Source organism: Bradyrhizobium diazoefficiens (assembly GCF_016612535.1).
Lineage (GTDB): Bacteria > Pseudomonadota > Alphaproteobacteria > Rhizobiales > Xanthobacteraceae > Bradyrhizobium > Bradyrhizobium diazoefficiens_C.
Map to the genome: position 1 here is coordinate 1,999,329 of NZ_JAENXS010000001.1, position 19,137 is coordinate 2,018,465.

At 63.7% G+C, this 19,137-nt stretch carries 20 protein-coding genes, 1 tRNA gene and 1 pseudogene; 8 read left to right on the forward strand and 14 right to left on the reverse strand.

What is annotated here, in order from left to right:
* Positions 1 to 98: 98 nt before the first annotated feature.
* From JJE66_RS09375 to JJE66_RS09390, 4 genes are all read left to right on the forward strand, one after another.
* Entirely contained in the window at positions 99 to 1,844 is a 1,746-nt protein-coding gene (locus JJE66_RS09375; RefSeq protein ID WP_409362800.1) for a putative bifunctional diguanylate cyclase/phosphodiesterase, read from the forward strand.
* Between the two features lie 258 nt (positions 1,845 to 2,102).
* The gene (locus tag JJE66_RS09380; RefSeq protein WP_409362801.1) at positions 2,103 to 5,180 is read left to right on the forward strand and encodes an EAL domain-containing protein; all 3,078 of its coding nucleotides are present in this window, start codon (positions 2,103 to 2,105) and stop codon (positions 5,178 to 5,180) included.
* 1 nt (position 5,181) lies between these two features.
* The gene (locus tag JJE66_RS09385) at positions 5,182 to 6,237 is read left to right on the forward strand and encodes a diguanylate cyclase (protein WP_200514004.1); all 1,056 of its coding nucleotides are present in this window, start codon (positions 5,182 to 5,184) and stop codon (positions 6,235 to 6,237) included.
* 58 nt (positions 6,238 to 6,295) lie between these two features.
* Positions 6,296 to 6,372, forward strand: a tRNA-Arg gene (locus JJE66_RS09390).
* 133 nt (positions 6,373 to 6,505) lie between these two features.
* Here the strand turns inward: JJE66_RS09390 and JJE66_RS09395 are convergent.
* From JJE66_RS09395 to JJE66_RS09410, 4 genes are all read right to left on the reverse strand, one after another.
* Positions 6,506 to 7,240 carry a DUF4396 domain-containing protein gene (locus JJE66_RS09395; RefSeq protein ID WP_200514005.1) on the reverse strand — a complete coding sequence of 245 codons (735 nt, stop codon included), beginning with the start codon at positions 7,238 to 7,240 and terminating at the stop codon, positions 6,506 to 6,508.
* A gap of 87 nt (positions 7,241 to 7,327) precedes the next feature.
* Entirely contained in the window at positions 7,328 to 7,537 is a 210-nt protein-coding gene (locus tag JJE66_RS09400; RefSeq protein ID WP_200514006.1) for a hypothetical protein, read from the reverse strand.
* 159 nt (positions 7,538 to 7,696) lie between these two features.
* A complete protein-coding gene (locus tag JJE66_RS09405; protein ID WP_194465094.1) occupies positions 7,697 to 7,990 on the reverse strand; it encodes a hypothetical protein in 294 nt (97 codons plus the stop codon).
* A gap of 226 nt (positions 7,991 to 8,216) precedes the next feature.
* Positions 8,217 to 8,906 (reverse strand): DNA-3-methyladenine glycosylase I, encoded by a 690-nt coding sequence (locus tag JJE66_RS09410; protein ID WP_200514007.1) that lies wholly within the window; start codon positions 8,904 to 8,906, stop codon positions 8,217 to 8,219.
* A 202-nt stretch (positions 8,907 to 9,108) separates the two neighbouring features.
* On the opposite strand from JJE66_RS09410, the pseudogene JJE66_RS38850 reads away from it, so the two are divergent.
* Positions 9,109 to 9,213, forward strand: a pseudogene (locus JJE66_RS38850) (phosphohydrolase); the annotation flags it as partial.
* A 68-nt stretch (positions 9,214 to 9,281) separates the two neighbouring features.
* Here JJE66_RS38850 and JJE66_RS09415 read toward each other — a convergent pair.
* The 5 genes from JJE66_RS09415 to JJE66_RS09435 all read right to left on the reverse strand — a co-directional run bounded on the left by JJE66_RS09415 (position 9,282) and on the right by JJE66_RS09435 (position 12,284).
* The gene (locus JJE66_RS09415) at positions 9,282 to 9,770 is read right to left on the reverse strand and encodes a Crp/Fnr family transcriptional regulator (RefSeq protein WP_200514008.1); all 489 of its coding nucleotides are present in this window, start codon (positions 9,768 to 9,770) and stop codon (positions 9,282 to 9,284) included.
* 84 nt (positions 9,771 to 9,854) lie between these two features.
* Entirely contained in the window at positions 9,855 to 10,412 is a 558-nt protein-coding gene (locus JJE66_RS09420; protein ID WP_200514009.1) for a GNAT family N-acetyltransferase, read from the reverse strand.
* Positions 10,413 to 10,533: 121 nt separating this feature from the next.
* Positions 10,534 to 11,274, reverse strand: a complete 741-nt coding sequence (locus JJE66_RS09425; RefSeq protein WP_200514010.1) for a di-trans,poly-cis-decaprenylcistransferase — start codon at positions 11,272 to 11,274, stop codon at positions 10,534 to 10,536.
* Positions 11,275 to 11,305: 31 nt separating this feature from the next.
* The gene (locus JJE66_RS09430) at positions 11,306 to 11,680 is read right to left on the reverse strand and encodes a transcriptional regulator (RefSeq protein WP_200514011.1); all 375 of its coding nucleotides are present in this window, start codon (positions 11,678 to 11,680) and stop codon (positions 11,306 to 11,308) included.
* Positions 11,667 to 12,284 (reverse strand): hypothetical protein, encoded by a 618-nt coding sequence (locus JJE66_RS09435; protein WP_200514012.1) that lies wholly within the window; start codon positions 12,282 to 12,284, stop codon positions 11,667 to 11,669. Before JJE66_RS09435 ends, JJE66_RS09430 begins: the two co-directional genes overlap by 14 nt.
* 200 nt (positions 12,285 to 12,484) lie before the next feature.
* Here JJE66_RS09435 and JJE66_RS09440 point away from each other — a divergent pair, with 200 nt between their 5' ends.
* Positions 12,485 to 13,735, forward strand: a complete 1,251-nt coding sequence (locus JJE66_RS09440) for a S1C family serine protease (protein WP_200514013.1) — start codon at positions 12,485 to 12,487, stop codon at positions 13,733 to 13,735.
* 116 nt (positions 13,736 to 13,851) lie between these two features.
* Here the strand turns inward: JJE66_RS09440 and JJE66_RS09445 are convergent, their stop codons facing one another.
* The 5 genes from JJE66_RS09445 to JJE66_RS09465 all read right to left on the reverse strand — a co-directional run bounded on the left by JJE66_RS09445 (position 13,852) and on the right by JJE66_RS09465 (position 16,905).
* Positions 13,852 to 14,586, reverse strand: a complete 735-nt coding sequence (locus JJE66_RS09445) for a thioredoxin family protein (RefSeq protein WP_200514014.1) — start codon at positions 14,584 to 14,586, stop codon at positions 13,852 to 13,854.
* A gap of 21 nt (positions 14,587 to 14,607) precedes the next feature.
* Entirely contained in the window at positions 14,608 to 14,952 is a 345-nt protein-coding gene (locus JJE66_RS09450) for an SRPBCC domain-containing protein (protein WP_311979838.1), read from the reverse strand.
* Positions 14,952 to 15,416: a helix-turn-helix transcriptional regulator gene (locus JJE66_RS09455; protein ID WP_200514015.1), complete on the reverse strand. Its 465-nt coding sequence runs from the start codon at positions 15,414 to 15,416 to the stop codon at positions 14,952 to 14,954. The genes JJE66_RS09450 and JJE66_RS09455 overlap by 1 nt, the downstream gene beginning before the upstream one ends.
* Before the next feature lie 86 nt (positions 15,417 to 15,502).
* A complete protein-coding gene (locus tag JJE66_RS09460; RefSeq protein ID WP_200514016.1) occupies positions 15,503 to 15,781 on the reverse strand; it encodes a DUF3551 domain-containing protein in 279 nt (92 codons plus the stop codon).
* Between the two features lie 149 nt (positions 15,782 to 15,930).
* Positions 15,931 to 16,905, reverse strand: coding sequence for a tripartite tricarboxylate transporter substrate binding protein (locus JJE66_RS09465; RefSeq protein ID WP_200514017.1), 975 nt, complete (start codon positions 16,903 to 16,905; stop codon positions 15,931 to 15,933).
* 124 nt (positions 16,906 to 17,029) lie between these two features.
* Here JJE66_RS09465 and JJE66_RS09470 point away from each other — a divergent pair, with 124 nt between their 5' ends.
* Together JJE66_RS09470 and JJE66_RS09475 are read left to right on the forward strand one after the other, a co-directional pair.
* The gene (locus JJE66_RS09470) at positions 17,030 to 17,440 is read left to right on the forward strand and encodes a VOC family protein (RefSeq protein ID WP_200514018.1); all 411 of its coding nucleotides are present in this window, start codon (positions 17,030 to 17,032) and stop codon (positions 17,438 to 17,440) included.
* A gap of 110 nt (positions 17,441 to 17,550) precedes the next feature.
* Entirely contained in the window at positions 17,551 to 19,131 is a 1,581-nt protein-coding gene (locus JJE66_RS09475; protein ID WP_200514019.1) for an AMP-binding protein, read from the forward strand.
* Positions 19,132 to 19,137 lie beyond the last annotated feature (6 nt).

The window sequence follows — 19,137 nt, forward strand, 5'->3', positions numbered from 1 at the left end:
AAAACACCCCCGTATTTCTGCCGACCCTTTAACCAAACCTAAGAGGGAACCGCGCAAGATCGCGTCCATTGCAAATGCGCGCTGAAACAACAAGATTCATGACTTCTATGAACGACAGTAAACATACCGGCGCGACCGAGGCCGAGCTCGGATTTCTCAAGGAAATCGTTAAATTGCTGCCGGCCGGCCTGACCGTGCAGGACGCGCAAGGCCAACTTCTTCTGGTTAACGACACCGCGGCAACCCAGCTCGGCATGGACGGCCGCCGGCCGTCGCCCGACCTCGCGCAGCGGCGGGACGCCTGCCAGCGGGCGCTGACGGCCGGCCAGGCCGTCGTCACCGAGGAAGCGCTTCACGACGGACCCGCGCGCCAGGTATTGCTCACCACACATCGGCCGGTCAGCGTTGCCGGACGCGCCTTGCTGATCTCGGCTTCCTCCGACATCACCGAACAGAAGAATTTCGAGGACCAGCTGTTCCGCTCGGCCTATTTCGACGAGCTGACCGGCCTTCCCTCGCGGCGCGTGATCGAGCATCGCGCTAACAGCCTGCTCGGGCGCGATCGCGAGGGAGAGCGCTTTGCGCTTGCCTTTCTCGACGTCGACAATTTCAAGCACATCAACGACTATTACGGCCACGCCGTCGGCGACGCGCTGCTGGTCGAGCTGTCGAAACGGCTCGGCCGCGACCTGCGCGATTCCGACGTGCTGTCGCGTATCTCCGGCGACGAATTCCTGCTGCTGCTCTCGCCGATCCAGAGCCAGGAGGAAGTCGCCGAATTCATGCAGTCGACGCTGGAACGGCTGACCGCCCCCTTCTTCATCGACAATTCGGAAGTGTTCGCCTCCACTTCCGTTGGCGTCAGCCTCTATCCCGACCATGGCCGCAGCTTCGAGACGCTGCGCCAAAATGCCGACATCGCGATGTACCGCATCAAGAACAACGGCAAGGGATCTGCCGCCTTCTTTGATTCCGGCATGGAGCGCGAGGCACTCGCGCGCATGAAGATCGAGCAGTCGTTGCGGCAGGCCATCCTCGAAAAGCGATTCTGCTGCGCCTTCCAGTCCAAGGTCGACATCCGCACGCAGGCCGTGACGGGCATCGAAGCCCTGGTGCGCCTGCGCGACGACGAGGGCGTGATCCAGGCACCGGGCTCGTTCATCAACCTCGCGAGCGAGCTCGGGCTGATCGACGAGCTGACCCATCTCGTGCTGGCGGAGATCGTCAAGTCGATCGACCCGATCAACGAGACCTTTGGCGCGGAAGCGACCATCAGCATCAACGTCGCCGCCAAGCAGGCCGGCAATCCCGAATTCATGCGCAATTTCGCGCAGGCTCTCGACGACACCGGCTTTCCGCAGCGCTTCATGATCGAGGTGACCGAAGACGCCTTCGTCGCCAAGAATCATTTCCAGGCCGAGATCCTGCCGATGTTCCGCAAGCTCGGCGTCGGTATCTCGATCGACGATTTCGGCACCGGCTATTCGTCGCTGTCGGCGCTCGCCGACATCACCGCCGACGAGATCAAGATCGACCGCTCCTTCATCACCGACATCCATAAGCGTCCGCGCAGCCAGGGCATTTTGCGCGCAATCGAATCCCTGAGCGAAGCGCTCGGCATGACCGTGATCGCCGAGGGCATCGAATCCTACGAGGAGCTCGCCTATCTCCAGGCCGCAACCAGGATCCGCTATGCGCAGGGCTATTATTTCGCCCGCCCGATCTTCCTGGAAGAGCTGAAGCTCGCGACCCCCGCCTCAAGCGAGTCCCGGGCCAGCGTGTCGGCCCGTCCGACGCAGCAAAACCGCCAGGGCTATTCGCGGGCGAGCGGCTATCGGCGTTAACCGTGGCCGCGCAAGCGTGGCTGAGGAGAACGTGGGCACCTCGCATTAACCGGAGATTCATGGTGCAGCACAGCAGCTGCTGCGACCATCGTGCAACCGCGACGTGATTTCCGCCGAGCTAGACGCTCGGCACCGCTCCGCAATCGGATTAATGCTTAGGTAACTGGATTTCCTAAGGTTTGCGCCATTTGTGCGGTGGATTCCTGGTCCCTCAGGGAGGGGGAAATGCGCCAGGTCTTTGCAGGGATCGCAACCGGAATGTCCCTAGCCATGAAGAACGGCTGGGAGGCAGCGATTCGACGCGGACCGGTGCTATGGCTGACCCTGTGCGGTGCATTGCTGGTCGCCGGCATCTTCGCCGTGACCGCGATGGCCGTCGGTGAGTTTCGCGAACGCACACTGACCAACCGCGAGCGCGAGCTGGAAAACACCGTGCAGCTGATCGCGCGGCACTTCGATCAGCAGTTTGAAGATTCCGACGTCGTCGCGGCCGATCTGATCGGGCAGATGCACCTGGCGGAGATCGCCTCGCCGCAGATGTTCCGCGAGCGCATGTCGGGGCCCGACGCCAACCGGATGCTGAGGGGCAAGATCGGCGCGGTCTCCTATCTCGGCGACATCGCGATCTACGATGCCGACGGCGAGTTGATTTCCTGGTCACGCGCCCAGCCGCTTCCCAAGATCAACGTCTCCTCGCGCGCCTATTTCCAGACGTTCAAATCGAACCCGATGTCGGAACCGGTGCTGCTGCAATCCGTGCGCAGCTTCCTGATCGGCAAATGGACCACGGTCGTCGCGCGCCGGCTCAGCCTGCCGGATGGCACATTCGTCGGCGCATTGGTTCGGCGGATCGATCCCGACAGCTACCAACGCTATTTCGCCTCCGTCGCCCTGGCCGATGGCGCCGCCATCACGCTGTTCGACCGCGAAGGCATCATGCTGGCGCGCTACCCGCATGTCGAATCGATGATCGGGACCAGCTACAAGAACGCGCCGCTGATGCAGAAGGTGTTGACCCGGGGCGGACTGCACACGCTCCGCGTCAGGAGCCCGGTCGACGGCGAGGAAAAGCTCGGCTCGGCCGCGTCGCTGACGCACTTCCCACTGGTCATCATGGCGACCAACACCACGTCGGCCGCGCTCGCGGACTGGCGGCAGCAGACGGGCTTCATGGTCACCACCGCGACATTGTCGGCGGCCGTGATCGCGCTGATCCTGTTCCTGATCATCCGCTTGATCAACCGGCAGAACCGCGACGCCCAGGCGCGGATCGAATCGGAGCGGCAACGGCTCGACACCGCCCTGAACAACATGTCGCAAGGACTGATCCTGTACGACGCGGCGGGCTACATCGTCACCTGTAACCGGCGCTATGCCGACATGTTCGGCCTGTCCAGCGACGTCATCAAGCCCGGCTGCCACATCCATGAGGCGATGCATCACCGCAAGGAGCGCGGCGCGTTCAATGGCGATGTCGAGGCATTCTGCGCCGACGTCATGAGGATCGTCGCCGAAGGCAAGGTCTCGACCAGATCGCACGAGCTGCCGAACGGCCGCGCCTTCCAGGTCATCAACACCCCGCTCGCGCACGGCGGATGGGTCGCCACGATCGAGGAGATCACCGAGCGGCGCAGCCTGGAACAGGAGCGCGACCGCAACTACACTTTCCTCCGCGAGATCATCGACCATATCCCGTCGCAGATCACGGTGAAGGATGCCCACACCCGGCGCTATCTTCTGGTCAACCGGATTGCCGAGAACGTGTTCGGGAAAACGGGCGAGACGATCGTTGGAAAGACTGCCGCCGATATTCTGCCAAGGCCCGACGCCGAAATCGTCACCTGCGATGATGACGCTCTGCTGCGAACACCCGATCGACTGTTGCTCAAGGAGCAAACCTGGACAACCCGGACCGATGGCCAGCGCCATACCATCTCGAAACGCATCGGCATCCGCGACAAGGCAGGCGAGCCGCGCTACATCATCAACGTCATCGAGGACATCACGGAACAGCGAAAGGCCGACGAGAAGATCGCACATATGGCGCATTACGACGCGCTGACCGACCTGCCGAACCGCGCGCTGTTCCGCGAGCAGATCGAGCGCGAGCTGGAGAAGGCCGCGGACGGCGAGCAATTCGCGCTGCTCTATGTCGACATCGACGAGTTCAAGGGTATCAACGATTCACTCGGCCATCATGTCGGCGACGAGCTGTTGAAGGCCATCGCGAGCCGCATCCGCGCCTGCCTCAAGCCGGGCGACCTGATCGCGCGGCTCGGCGGCGACGAGTTTGCCGTGATCCAGACCAAAATCGAATCGTCTGCCGACGTTCTATCCTTCGTGACACGGGTCCATGAGGCGATCCGCCTGCCCTATCACTGCCTCGGCCACCAGCTCTCCACCGACGCCAGCATCGGCATCGCGCTGGCGCCGCAGGACGGCGCCGACCTCGACCAGCTCATCAAGAACGCCGACCTTGCGATGTACGGCGCCAAGGCGGAAGGGCGGCGCACCTACCGCTTCTTCGTGCCGGAGATGGATGCGTGCGCCAAGGCCCGTCTCACCATGGAGCAGGATCTGCGCCAGGCGCTGATCGATGGCGGCTTCGAGATCCACTACCAGCCGCTGGTCAATCTGCGTTCGGGGGAGGTCTCCGGCTGCGAGGCGCTGCTGCGCTGGCGTCATCCCGAACGCGGCATGGTATCGCCGGCCGAATTCATTCCGATCGCCGAGGATACTGGCATCATCAACGAGCTCGGCGACTGGGTGCTGCGTACGGCCTGCAACGAGGCCGCGACCTGGCCCGCGCATGTTTGCCTCGCCGTCAACGTCTCGCCGGTGCAGCTCAAATGCGACACGCTGGCGCTCCGGATCGCCGGCGCTCTCGCCGCCTCCGGGCTGGAGCCGCGACGGCTCGAGCTCGAGATCACCGAGGCCGTTCTGATCCGCGACGACGAGGCGGCACTCTCGATCCTGCATCAGCTCCGCGCCATCGGCGTGCGCATCGCGCTCGATGATTTCGGCACCGGCTATTCCTCGCTGAGCTATCTGAAGCGCTTCCCGTTCGACAAGATCAAGATCGACCGCTGCTTCGTCGCCGACATCGCCGAGTCCAGCGGCGCACCCGTGATCGTGCAGGCCGTGGTGAACATCGCCGCCGCCAGCAACATGACGACGGTCGCCGAAGGCGTCGAAACCGAGGCCCAGCGCGAGATGCTGCGCGCGCTCGGCTGCACAGAGATGCAGGGCTATCTGTTCAGCAAACCGAAGCCGGCGGCCGAGGTGCGGCAGCTGTTCGGCCTGGGCGACGCCATGCCCGTGGCGGCGGTGGCCTGAGATGGCAAAGTCCACCAAAACCATCGACGTCGCGGATTCCTACGCGGTGCGGCTGATGCAGCATCTGGTGGTGCCGACCTTTGTGATCGATCCAAAGCGCCGCGTGGTGATCTGGAACCGAGCCTGCGAGCGGCTGACCGGCGTTGCCGCATCGGAAGTGATCGGCACCAGCAAGCACTGGCAGGCCTTCTATGGCACGAAGCGTCCCTGCCTCGCCGATCTGGTCGCACTCGACCGCCCCGAGCAGCTGCCGGAGTTCTATTCGGAATATGCCGCGCGCGGCCACAACGGGCTCGGCTTCAGCGCGGAGAACTGGTGCGTGATGCCGAAGCTCGGCAGCCAGCTCTATCTCGCGATCGACGCGGGCCCCATCCATGACGAGGCTGGCAATCTGATCGCCGTGGTGGAGACGCTGCGCGACCTCACCGACCAGAAGCGCGCCGAGACGGCGCTGAAGGAGCTCGCCACCAAGGACGGGCTGACCGGGCTTTCGAACCGCCGCTCCTTCGACCAGAAGCTGATGACCGAATGGGCGCGCGCGGAGCGGACGCAGAAGCCCTTGGCGCTGCTGTTCGTCGACGTCGATCATTTCAAGCTGTTCAACGACGAGCACGGCCACCAGACCGGCGACGAGTGCCTGCGCGCGGTCGCCGCCGTCGTCAGCCGCCATGCGCTGCGCCCGCTCGACCTTGCCAGCCGCTATGGCGGCGAGGAATTCGCGCTGATCCTGCCCGACATGAGTTGCGACGATGCCCGTCTCATCGCCGAGGAGATCCGCGGTGCCGTGATGGCGTTGGCGATCGCCCATGGCGCCAATGGAGCCGGCCATCACGTCACGCTCAGTGTCGGTGTCGCCAGTCACGTCCCCGGCGAGGCCGACGGCGCCCCCGACCGACTGCTAGGTGCGGCCGACCAGGCGCTCTACGCCGCCAAACGCCTCGGCCGCAACCGTGTCGTCTGCGCCGAGCGGGTGCTGGCCGAATTGGCAGGCCTCGGCCGCGAGAATGTGCCGGTTAGCGGCCCGGTTCCTGGCCCGACGGCCCGCAAATCAGCCTAGATTGCCGCGGCGAGACCGGTTGCCGACCCCTCGCCAATCGGCTAAATGAACCCTCGTTGCACCCGTAGCTCAGCTGGATAGAGCGTTGCCCTCCGAAGGCAAAGGTCACACGTTCGAATCGTGTCGGGTGCGCCATCTCGCGGAGCGGTGAACGACGCGAAAGTCGAGATCCTCGGTCAGGTTGCAAAGTAGACGCTCGTGCAGCATGGGATCGCGCGGGGCGCAGTCAAAAAAGTGACTTCGGGCCCGGAATTCGGCTGAAGATGTCCTACATCTTTTCCTTCAGTCCCGCCCGCAGCAGCCACCAGTTTGCGGGATAGGACGTGACGAAGCCGAACAGCATCGCGATCTGCATCATGAACCAGAATTCGAAGCTATCCACCTCCAGCTTCGTGCCGAGAACGTGCCGAAAGATGTAGAAGTAGGCGAAAGCCATAAAGCCGTACATACCAATCTGCCAAGCGGTGATGGAGACCGTGTCCGCCTTCACGGCCGCGATCAGCCCTCGACCCACGGAAAGTCCGCGCATCGGGGCGATCGTGAAATACTGGAACAGGATTCCGAAGGCGAAGGCGACGAGGTAGTCCAGTATCCAGACGGCGAAGATCTTTTCCTGGAAGATGCTCTGCCAGCCGAATGCGATGGCGACCGCGGGAAAGCCGAATGCGAGCCATTCCGCGACGATGTCGCCCAACGTACACCCGCTGCCGCAGTGAAGCGATCCGTTCGCCACCTTCACGGCAAATGGCGTCAATCGCTTGTTGGGCGGATCTTGGTTCTGCTGCTTGGCTTTCTGCGCTGCTTCGCGGGTCGCCAGCCGGCCGAAGGAGAAATACTGCCAAACGACCCAGATGGTCCCGAACAGGGCAGTAACGGGCCAGACGATGGCCATGATCCACATGTGTTGCGGATGCCGAGCGACGTCGAGCCCGACAATCGCCGCGCAAACCGCGCCGAGAGCCAACGCAGCCATGGAAAGGCCATGCAGCCAGAGAGGAACCAAGAGACCCTCCGATACAGCTGATTATACCGCCCGCAACTGCTGATGAGTGCCCTGGTTCCTACGTAAGATGCCTCGCTGTCCAGATGGCTAGAGCCGCACAAGCACTCTCAGGGATTGGATCTCTTCTGCCGCCAGGAGCTCGGGCGAGACGACCAATTCGAGCACGTGGTCTTCGACCACCGGAACGGACAGTTCGTCGACCGGCAATTCGACGACGGCCGTGCTTGAAAAATTCCTGGAGTCGTTGAAAGCCCCGCTGACGGATTCCACCTGCAGCGGGACGGGATCAAACGGCACGGCCAATCCCCCCGACCCTTCGCTGTCCGGCGTCCTTCTCAACGACCGGATCTGATATCCGGCAACGATCGTAGCGTGGTCAAACCACCCTTCGACACCCGAGGGGTGGTCGTTCGCTTGTGCGCCCCGCGGCCGGACGCGGCCCTGGTCCACGCTGAATCAGTGCCTCACGTGCTCGAACACCACGATCACGCCGGTCGGCTCGGGCTCGTGCGCCATCAGGCGCGTCAGATCCGCATCGCTCCAGTCGGCGAGGCTGACGACTTCACCGGTCTGGCGTTCCGCACTGAGCGACGGGGTCGGCTCGAGCACCTTCAATCCCATCTCGTCGACGAAGAAAGTGTGTTCGCCGAACATGCTGTTGAGCTGGGGCATGGCTGGATGCTCATCGGGCAGCACCTGGGCGCCGAGCTGGTTGACGGTCTGCTTCACCTGTTCGGATGTGAGCTTCATGAGCTGCTCCGTTCTGTCATTTCGGGTTTCATGGGCTTGAGCCGGGGCACGCGCGTTCCCTGCGCCAGGGTCGCCTGGCTCCAATCCTCGAACGGGTGCTGCGCACAAATGTTCCTGCAAAATACATTTCGTGATCGCTCGCGACGTCTGCCGCGCTCGCGGCACGACATCGCCACACGATGTTCACGATCCGGCAGTCGACGGCGCTGATCTCGTTCCTCGTGGACTAATGCTCGCTCCGGTTCTCGCCGACCGAGAGCGCGCAGATGCGTGACAGATGCGTGTAGGGCAGACCGGTCTCCCCGGCCCAGGCGTTGAACTGCGCCTGCACCTTGGCGAGATCGCCCTTCGACTTGACCTCTTCGGCGATGTCGAGGCCGGCATCACGCAGGCAGGCGACGACGTCCTTCGAGGTGACAAAGCCATCCCAGCCGACGAAGCGCAGCAGCATCTGTCCGGTGTTGCCCCCCAACCGGCTGCCGCGCTTGGCGAGGAGATCGAGCAGCCCGATCTCGTTGGAGGGCGGCCATTTCGCCAGAAACTTGCCGAAGCTGCCGTGCTCTTTCGCAATCTCCTGCACGAAGGCGGCGTTGTCGCGCACCGACATGATCTTGGCGCCGTTGCGCACGATCCGCGCGTCGCGCAGCAGACCCTCCCAATAATCTTCGGGTTGGAAGCCGAGCTTGGCTGGCTGGAAGCGCAGGAAGGCGTCTTCAAAGCCGTCCCATTTCGCATCGATCACGCTCCAGGCAAAGCCCGCACAGAACACTCGCTTGGTCATCTCAGCCAGGATGCGACCGTCGCCGAGTTTTGCCAGCCCCTTCAGATCGGGCTTGTCAGGCATCAGTTTTTCAAGCGCCTTGGGGCCACCCTTGCGCTTTTCGGCGCGGGCACGGATGGTCTTGAAGGACGTCATGCGATCACCCGCATTGAAGGCGCGCCACGACACCAGAATTCGACGATCCGGTCCAGCCCTGCGACGCACCGACACTTGCGTCCATGACCACGCCGCAGCATGCTTCGGTCGGCCGATGGATTTGCGTCCATGCTGGTCTGCTTCTTGCTTATAATATTTTGGAATTCCCAACCATTTTCACTCTCTCGCCGACGGATCCTCAATGCGCTGCCTGGTCGTGGCCGACCTGCATTGCTCGCTGCCGCAGCTCGACTGGCTGGTCAGCGCGGCGCCGCAATTCGACCTGGTGATCTTCGCGGGCGATGCCGCAGTGGATCGATCTCGGTGCGCCGCTGAAGCGGCCGGCTGCTTATGTCGAGGAGCCGCCGGACTGGCTCACATCCTTGGGTCGGATTGCCGATCCGAGCCTGGCGAGACCTCGACCGGCGGCAGGTTGATCATGCTCTGGAGCACCTCGCTGACCATGGCGAGGTACGTGCCGTGACCGGCATATTGCCGCTTGAGAGCGGCGAGATAGGTGTTGGCGATGTTGAGCCGCCGCGCCGGCGTGCGCGCGAGCAGCAACGCGACGTCCGGCTTCTGCAAGAGGAATGACGCCGCGTCCTCGAATTCGTAGATGACCGAATCCGAGCAGGCCCGCACCGTTGCGGTATGCGGCAGCCCCAGCAGCACGGACATCTCGCCGAACACCGCGCCGGGATCGGCGATGCTCGCAACCACCATGTCGCTCTTGAGCACCTCCAGCTTGCCCTCCAGGAGCACGTAGAGGCGACCGCTGCTGATGCCGCCCTCGCTGACGACGAGCGCGCCGGCCGGAACCTGCCGCTTCGTCCCACCTGTGCAATGATCCAGAACTGCGCGCATCCTGCGAAAGCTCCCGTCGCGAACGGACAGTAGAGCACGATCCGTGGAAACTTGCAGCGGGTTTCGAGAGCGCCACTCGGCTGCTCAGGTTTGCGGCAAGCCCGGCTGGCGCGACAGGCGCTTCGCGAGATTCACGGACTGCCAGTCTCCAAGGCCGGTATCCGTGAACCCCGCCTTCTTCGCAAGCCCGCGCATCTCGGCATTGGCCCGTGCGGTCTCGGCCGCGATCATCTCGTGACCGAGATCGCTCGCACGCCGCTCCATCGCCGTCATCATCTGCAAGCCGAGGCCTCTGCGCTGAAAGACATCGGCGACGGAGATGGCAAACTCACCATGCCGTGCACCCGCATCATAGACGTATCGCGTCTCGCCGATAATCGTGCCCTGCCCCTCCTGCCTGAGCTCGGCGAGCAATGTGAAGTGATCGGCATGGTTGGCCTTGGCGACGCACTCGGCCGCGACAACGGCAAAGTCCGTCCGCGCACCCATGAAGCGCTTGTTGCGCGTTGTCGTGGAAAGGCCCGTGAAATAGATCGAGAGGCTCTTCACATCGGACGCATCGGCGGCCCTGATGCAGACCGCTCCTTCCAGTTCGGCCAATGTCGTGAGCTCGACGACGGCGTCCGGAAATATCTGTGACATGCACGGCGCTCTCGGCAGGTTGCGTGGACTGCACACCTAACCGAGACTGCACACGCGCCGCTTGGACATTCCCGCCAATCATGCGGCTGAAAACGAACCGCTCGCTTCTCCGTGCTGCGCGTCAGACGCGCGAGAGCGACGGCACCTCCTCCGGCACGATGGCCTGAAGGCCACCGAAACGGCGCTCGCGACCGTGGAACGAGGCCAGCGCCTCGGCGAGATCGCCCGCCTCGAATTCGGGCCACATCCGTTCGGTGAAATGCAGCTCGGCATAGGCGCCTTCCCAGAGCAGGAAGTCCGACAGCCGCTTTTCGCCGGAGGTGCGAATGATGAGATCGACGTCGCGCAGGCCTGCCTCGCCGGTGACGAGCTGCGCGAAGGCTTCGCGGGTCAGGCTGGTCAGCGCGGCCGCCTTCGCCGCCGCGTTGAGGATGGCATCCCGCGCGGAATAGTCGACGGCGATGCGCAGATGCAGCGTGTGGCCGTGGGCGGTCGCGTCCTCGGCACGCGCGATGGCGGTGGCGATACCATCAGGTAGACGGTCGCGACGGCCGATCACGGAGAGGCGCACACCATTCTTCACCAGGCTCTGCACCTCATTGGCAACATAGAAACGCAGCAGCGTCATCAGCGCGGCGACCTCGGCCTTTGGCCTGCGCCAATTGTCGGTGGAGAACGCATAGAGCGTCAGCGTGCCGATGCCCTGTTTGGGCGCGGCCTCGACGATGCGGCGGATCGTCTCGACGCCGGCCTCGTGGCCGCGCAAACGTGACAGCCCGCGCCGCGTCGCCCATCTTCCATTGCCGTCCATGATGATGCCGACATGAAGCTTCTCGTGGTGGAACGTGACGTCACTTTGCATCGCAAAGTCTCCAGTCAAAAAGGGGGGACGATCAGGTCGAGAGAATGCCGAGACGGCCGAGCGGGAGCGCCTCGCGGCCGGCAGCTTTGGCGGCGTCGCGCACGAGACGCTCGAGCACGGCGAGATAGTCGAGGAAGCGGCGGCGTCCGGTTTTGGTCAGACGGCAGGTGGTGTGCGGGCGATTGCCCTCATAACCCTTGGTGACCTCGACGAGGCCGGCCTCCTGGAGCACGGCGAGATGCCGGCTGAGATTGCCGTCAGTGAGGCCGCAAAGCTGCTTGAGATCGGCAAACGCAAGCCCCTTCGGATGGGCCATCAGCGAGGTCAGAAGCCCGAGCCTCGCCTTCTCGTGGATCACACGGTCGAGCCCCTCGTAGGAGAACGGCGCGCTGTCAGTCTTCGACATCATTGTCTCCGGACGCGAAATACAGAATGGCCGCCATCACCGACTGGCCGATCACGAAGGGCAGTCCCATGGTCCATGGCGACAGCATGTGGGTCCGGCTCGCCAGCACCACGACCGCAAAGCCCGAGATGAAGTACCAGGCCCCGGCAAACGCCACGCTGCGTGGCAGCGAGCGGGCGGACGCAAAAATGCCGAGCGACACCAGGATCTGCCACAGCCCCGGCAGGAGCCACAGCGTTTCGGCCGCGAACTTCCACATCACCACTGCAAGCAGGATTCCGGCAACGCCCGCGGGCAAAAACTGCTCGACCGCCTGGTGGATCATGGCATCTGCCAAGCCCGAATGATGCCGGCGCGAACGCGCGCGCATCTCGATCCAGATCATCAGGCCGGACAGCGTCGCCGCAACCAGCCAGCCGAAAAAGAACCCGAGCGGCTCGCCCGTGGGATCGCCGAGCAGCCAGAATTGCAGGATCGCGGTGACAAGGGCGACCGCACCGGTCGCAGCCATCGTCGCCGGGCCGTAACCGCGGAACGCCGTGCCGGCCGCAATCTGGCTGCGGATCGCCACGATGTCGGCCAGCGCCTTGTCGAGATCGCGCATCGGCAACGCCAAAACTCTGCTCCACCCCAGCCCACGGACCGGCTCTCCCGGTCACTTTGTATCGCAAAGTATACCGCGCGGCAAAGTAAAGGCAAGCCCGAAACTCGTCCGCAGCGGATGCGTCCCGGCCGGACAACTGTCGGTTGCACGAGACCTGCCTGCGCAGATAAGATGCGGCCGAAGCGGTCTGGGGGGAAGTCATGTGGTTGAAGTCGTTTGTCGCTGCGGCTCTGTTGCAGCTGAGCCTTGCCGGACTGGCGTATGCGGCGGGACCGTTCGGCTCCGTCAATGTCGGCAACTGGATCGGCGGCGCCTTCAGCAACGATCAGACTGGCGCCTTTTCGCATTGCGCCGCAACGACGCCGTATGCGAACGGTGTGATCCTTGTCGTGAGCCAAAATGCCGCCGGCACATGGTCGCTGGCTTTTGCGAGTCCCAGCTACCATTTCAACAAGGGCGAAAATGCAGCGATCGACGTGACCTTTGACGGGCAGGAGCAAGCCAGGCTGTTCGCCACGGCGTACCAGACCAACATGCTCACGGCCATCATGCCGCTCAATGTCGTGCGTACCTTTCAGAAAGCGGGCCTGATGGTGGCTACAGCCGGCCGCGCCGTTCTGAATTTCGATCTGACCTCGACCGGACCGGTGATCGCCGCATTGGCCAATTGCGTGACCAAGGTGAAAGCTGACGGGCTCGACAAGGCCGGAGACTTCACCAAAGGCGCTGCGAAGCCGGCAGCCGTGGCCGACAAGCAAGGTGCGCCGCCAGCCGGCAAAGCCGGTCGAGGGGCCAAGAGTGGCTTCGGCACCGGATTCGTGGTCAGCGCTAACGGTCACATCGTCACCAACAACCACGTGATCGACGGTTGCAGCGAGCTCAAGGGCAATCTCACCGGTGAGGCCGCGATGGTGTTGCGCGTCGTGTCGAGCGACGCGAACAACGATCTCGCCTTGTTGCAGGCGCCGTCGACTGCGACATTCAAGGAGTTCGCCCGAATCCGCGACCGCTCGTTCCGCTCCGGCGATTCCGTCGTCGCGATCGGCTTTCCCTACCATGGTTTGCTCACTTCGGACTTCACCGTGACGACCGGCATCGTGAGCTCGCTCAGCGGCATGCACAACGACACGCGTTTCCTGCAAATCAGTGCGCCAGTGCAGCCCGGCAATAGCGGCGGCCCGCTGTTCGACACCAGCGGTCAGATCGTGGGCGTGGTCACGGGAAAGCTCCCCGGATTGCGCATCGCTGCGGTAACCGGCAACATCCCCGAAAACATCAACTTCGCGATCAAGACTGGCGCGTTGCGCGACTTCCTCGACAATTCGGTCGTGCCGTACCAGACGGTCGAACCGAAGGGCGAGCTCAAGACCACCGACATCGCCGGCAACGCCCGCGCCTATACGATGCTGATCTCGTGCAACGGCACGGAGCAGGCTGACGCGAAGAAGTAGCGGCAAAGCCGGTCTCGTAGCCCGGATGGAGCGAAGCGCAATCCGGGGTGGTCCGACGCCTCGCAACGCCCCGGATTTCGCTTCGCTCCATCCGGGCTACGCATCAAGACTGCCCCTCACCCGTGGCAGCACGCGCCCTTCGCTTGCGGCTCGTACTCGTCGCGCAGGCGGACCCAGTCCATCGGGTAGGGTAGGCCATCCTCGTGACGTCCCAGCGGGGTGAGGTCGAGATATTGATAGGCCGCATTCATCATGTCGAGGCCGCGGGCGAAGCAGGAATAGGTGTGAAAGATCTCGCCCGCCTCGATGCGATAAAACACGCTGATGCCGGGCAGCTCGGGCCCATAGAACGGCGTGGTGCCGAAATTATATTTCGGTACGCCCTTTTCGACCTGCTCGCGCGTAAACGAGACCTCGTAGTCATAGTTGAAGTCGTTGCTGCCTGAAGACACCCAATCGAAGCTCCAACCCATCCGCCGCTTGAACGCCTCGAGCTTCGCGCTGGGCGCCAGCGAGATCGCCACCATCGTGGTGTCGCGCGCCGCCAGATGCGGCACCATTCGCTCGAAGCCATCGGCCCAGAGCGAACAGCTCTTGCAAGCGGCCTCCCAATCCGGCGCGAACATCACGTGCTGGACCACGAGTTGCGGGCGGCCCTTGAAGAGATCGCCGAGCGTCACCGCGCCGTTCGGCCCGTCAAACACATAGCTTTTGTCGACCTTCACCCAGGGCAATGCGCGGCGCTCCTCTGCGAGGCGCTCGCGGGCCTGGCTAACTTCCTTCTCATGCGCCAGATGGGCTTTGCGGGCGGCGACCCATTGCTCGCGCGAGACGATCTGATGTTGCTGCATGGTATCCTCCTCTGACAGGGATCAAGCGACGAAGGTGTCGAGCTTGTCGAAGAATGAGCTCCAGCCACGCTGATGGTTGTCGCGCGCGGTTACGTCGAAAAACTGGGCGTGATGAAAGATCATCAGCGTACCTGCGCTGTCGGGCTTCAGCGTGATCGTCACCAGCGACTCCCGATCCGGCGTCGAATGCCAGGCCCAGGTGAAGACGAGCCGCTCGTTCGGCACCACCTCGCGGTAGATGCCCCCGGCTTCGAAATATTCGCCGTCATCGCGGGTGAAAGAGATGCGGTAGCGGCCGCCGGTGCGGACGTCGAGCTCGGCACTCAGCGTCGTCGGCTGCATGTTCGGCGGGCCGAACCATTGCACTAACTGCTCGGCTTGCGTCCAGGCGGCGAAGATTTTTTCCGGCCGCGCGCGGAGCCGACGCGTGAGCGTGAGGCTTGGACCTTGGGTTGCACTTTCGGCACTGCTGGAATCGGCGTTGACGGCTGCGTTGGCCATGGACTGTCCTCCACAAAGGCGGCAAGGCGATCGAAACTCTCGGACCAGAATTGTGCGTAGCGATTGAGCCAGTTCATCGCCTGCTCCATCGGCTGCGCAGTGAGCCGGCAGGCGACCGTGCGCCCGGTCTTCTCACGCAAGATCAGGCCCGCATCCGTAAGCACGTCGAGATGCTTCATGATCGCCGGCAGCGAAATCGAGAACGGCTCCGCCAGTTCGCTCACCGACAGGCTCTCCTTCTCGCCGAGACGCGCGAGCAGCGCGCGCCGCGTCGGATCGGACAGCGCCGCAAAGGTGCGGTCGAGCGCCTCGTCTTGATACTTAACCATAAGGTTTAGTATAGGCGTGAGCGCAATGACGTCAAGTGGAAACCCGCACGACGGCGCGCGATCAGATGGCGATCAGCGAGGCGCGATCAATACGGCGCAGCTTGCCGCGCGCGACGATGCGGCCGAGGTTGCGGCTGCGGTGCCTGCCCATAGGCGACGCGCGGATTGGGACCGCAGAACAGCAGCCGACCGGAGACGCTGGCCTGGCATTGTTCGTAGGTGCTGTAGGCGCATTCGCCGGGATAGTCATATTGCCTGCCCTGGGCACACCAGGGATAATCGCGGGCCGCGGCGGGGGTGACGGTGACGAAGCCGGCAAGGACCGTCGCGCCCAGTGTCAGCAGCGCCAATTGCGTCTTGCGCATGATCCCAACTCCTCTATTCACGACGCGAGATACGCGCCATGTATCATCAGGTTTCATCGCGCCATTTTATTCCAGGTCGCGGCGACAAACCACGCAAGAAAAAGGCCCTGCCGAACGGCAGGGCTCCATTCCCACTCATCACAAGTTCGCTACTCGACCTTCAGCCCGGCGAACTCGACGACCTTCCTCCATTTGGCGGTCTCGGTTTCGATCTCTCGGCCGAACGCTTCCGGCGTCAGCACCAGCGGATCGCCGCCGAGCTCGACCAGGCGCTTGGTCATGTCGGGCTCCTTCATGAGGGTGTTGATCTCGTTGTTGAGCTTGGCGATCATGTCCTTGGGCATGTTCTTCGGTGCACCCATGCCGAACAGCGCGCTCGCCTCGTAGTCCTTCACGGTCTCGCCGATCGCGGGCACGTCCGGCAGTTGCGGCGAGCGCTGGGCCGTGGTGACGCCGAGAGCGCGCAAGCTGCCGGAACGGATGTGCTGGATGATCGAAGGCATGTTGTCGAAGATCACCTGCACCTGGCCGCCGAGCATGTCGGTGATCGCTGGCGCCGCGCCGCGATAGGGCACGTGCTGCATCTTGCAGCCGGTCAGCGCCATGAACATCTCGCCGGACAGATGCACCGAAGTGCCGTTGCCGGAGGAGGCCATGTTCACTTTGCCGGGATTGGCCTTCACATAGTCGATGAACTCGGCGACGGTCTTGGCCGGCACGTCGTTGTTGACGGTCATCACGTTCGGCACGCGCTGGAACGCGGCGATCGGCGCGATGTCGCGGACGAAGTTGAACTTGAGATTGGCGTAGAGCGTCGCGTTGATGTAGTTCGCCGGATTGATCAGCAGCACGGTATAGCCGTCGGGTTCGGCGTTCACCACGGATTCAGTGCCGATATTGTTGCCGGCGCCCGGCTTGTTCTCGATCACGAATTGCTGGCCGAGCCGCTCCGACAGGCGCTGACCGATCAACCGCGCCAGGATGTCGGTGGCGCCGCCCGGCGGATAGCCGACCACGAATTTCACCGGCCGGGACGGATAGTCCGCTGCAAAAGCCTTCGACAGTGGACTGGCTGCAAGCGGGGTGGCGGCGAGCAGGCCGAGCGCGGTACGGCGGGTGATCATCTCAAGGGTTCTCCCAGGTGTGTTCTTAAAAGCCGGTTATCTTGAAAGCGGCGTCAGCGGCGTTGTAACAAAGCCCGCCTCGCGCGGAAAGTGCGCAAGCCTCATGGCGGGGAAAGGATAAAGCATGCCGGTCAAGGTTCAGGCCCTCGATCACCTCGTGATCAACGTCGCCGACGTCGCAGTGACCTCCGAGTGGTATCGGAAGATCCTCGGCATGGAAGTCAAGGTGTTCGACCCCGGCGGCGGCAAAGCGCCGCGGACCTCACTGCAATTTGGTCAACAGAAGATCAACGTCCGGCCGCGCCATGCCGACAAGGTGGAGTGGTTCACCGCCGACCACCAGACCGCCGGCAGCGAGGATCTGTGCTTCCTCACCTCGGCCACGCCGGACGAGGTGGTGGCGCATTTGCGGGCACATGGCGTCGCGATCGAGGAAGGCCCGGTCCCCAAGCAAGGCGCTCGCGGCACGTTGCGCTCGGTCTACTGCAGGGATCCGGACGGGAGCCTGATCGAGATTTCGTCGTACGAAGATTAAGCGGCGCACGACGCCCCCTCCCCGATTTGCGCCCCACGCCATCCGGTGGCAGGAAGACGCAATAATCCAAAGGCATCCGCCATCAAGATGCAGGCTGCACGGGAGGACATATGCCGAATTCACAAGGCGCCGCCGGTATCGTGGGCCCGTTCGACGGGCTCGACGTGCCCTGGCTGCTCAGGATGCGCGCCGAGGTGCGCAGCTCGCATCCATTCCTGATTTGGGCACCATTCGACGCGCCGGCGCGGCGCTGGAGCTATGGCGAGTTTCACGAGCGGGTCGGCGCGCTCGCGGCAGGGCTCGCCGGTCGCGGCATCAAGCCGGGCGAGTATGTGCTCATCCATCTGGACAATTGCATCGAGGCGCTGCTGGCCTGGTTTGCCTGTGTCGAGTTGGGCGCCATCGCCGTCACCACCAACACGCGCTCGGCGCCGGCGGAGATCGAATATTTCGCGGATCATTGCGGCGCCGTCGCCGCGATTACGCAACCGGCCTATGCGGAGATCATTGCGCAAAACTGCCGCAACATTCGCTGGATGGCAGTGACCTCGCACGATGCGGGGGCGGCGTCCGCGCAAGCGGTCTCGCGCGGCGACAGTTTTGAGGAGCTGTTCGCGGATAGTGCCGACCGTCCCCGGCGCGCGATCGATCCACTCGCGCCATGCAGCGTGCAGTACACGTCGGGCACGACGTCGCGCCCGAAAGCAGTCCTCTGGACCCATGCCAACGCGTTGTGGGGCGCCAAGATCAACGCCGCGCATGAGGATTTGCACGCCAGCGACGTGCATCAGACTTATCTGCCGCTGTTCCACACCAATGCGCTGGCCTACTCCATGCTGGCAACGCTGTGGGTCGGCGGATCTTGCGTGATCCAGCCGCGCTTCTCTGCGAGCCGGTTCTGGGGCGTCGCGCGGGAGCATGGTTCGACCTGGACCTCGACCATTCCGTTCTGCATGAAGGCGCTGCTCGAGCAGGAGATCCCCCCGGATCACAAATTCCGCCTGTGGGGCACCGCGATCAACGAGCCGCCGGCCTTTGCCGCGTTCGGCATCAAGATGATCGGCTGGTGGGGCATGACCGAGACCATCACCCACGGCATCATCGGCGAGGTCGACCAGCCGAACATCCCGATGTCGATCGGCCGCGCCGCGAGCGAATATCAGATCCGCATCGCCGACGATGACGGTCAGCCGACCGCGGTCGGCGACACCGGCAATCTCTCGATCAAGGGCATCGTCGGCCTGTCGCTGTTCGCCGAATATCTGCACAACGATAAGGCCACGCGCGAGAGCTTCGACGAACACGGCTTCTTCCTCACCGGCGATCGGGTCACGCGGCTGGAGAACGGCTTCATCAAGTTCGGCGACCGCGCCAAGGACATGCTGAAGGTCGGCGGCGAGAACGTCGCGGCCTCCGAGATCGAGCAGGTGATCGCCATCGTCCCCGGCGTGCGCGAGGCCGCGGTGGTGGCGAAGAAGCATCCGATGCTGGACGAGGTGCCGGTGGTCTTCGTCATCCCGCACGGCGGCGTCGCGGGCGCCGCGCCAGACCTGCATGACCGCGTGATGGCGGCCTGCCGCAGGGGCCTCGCCGACTTCAAGGTGCCGCGCGAGATCAGGCTCGTCGACGACATGCCGCGCTCGACGCTGGAGAAGGTGGCGAAGGCGGAGCTGCGGAAGTTGGTGGAGTGACGTCGC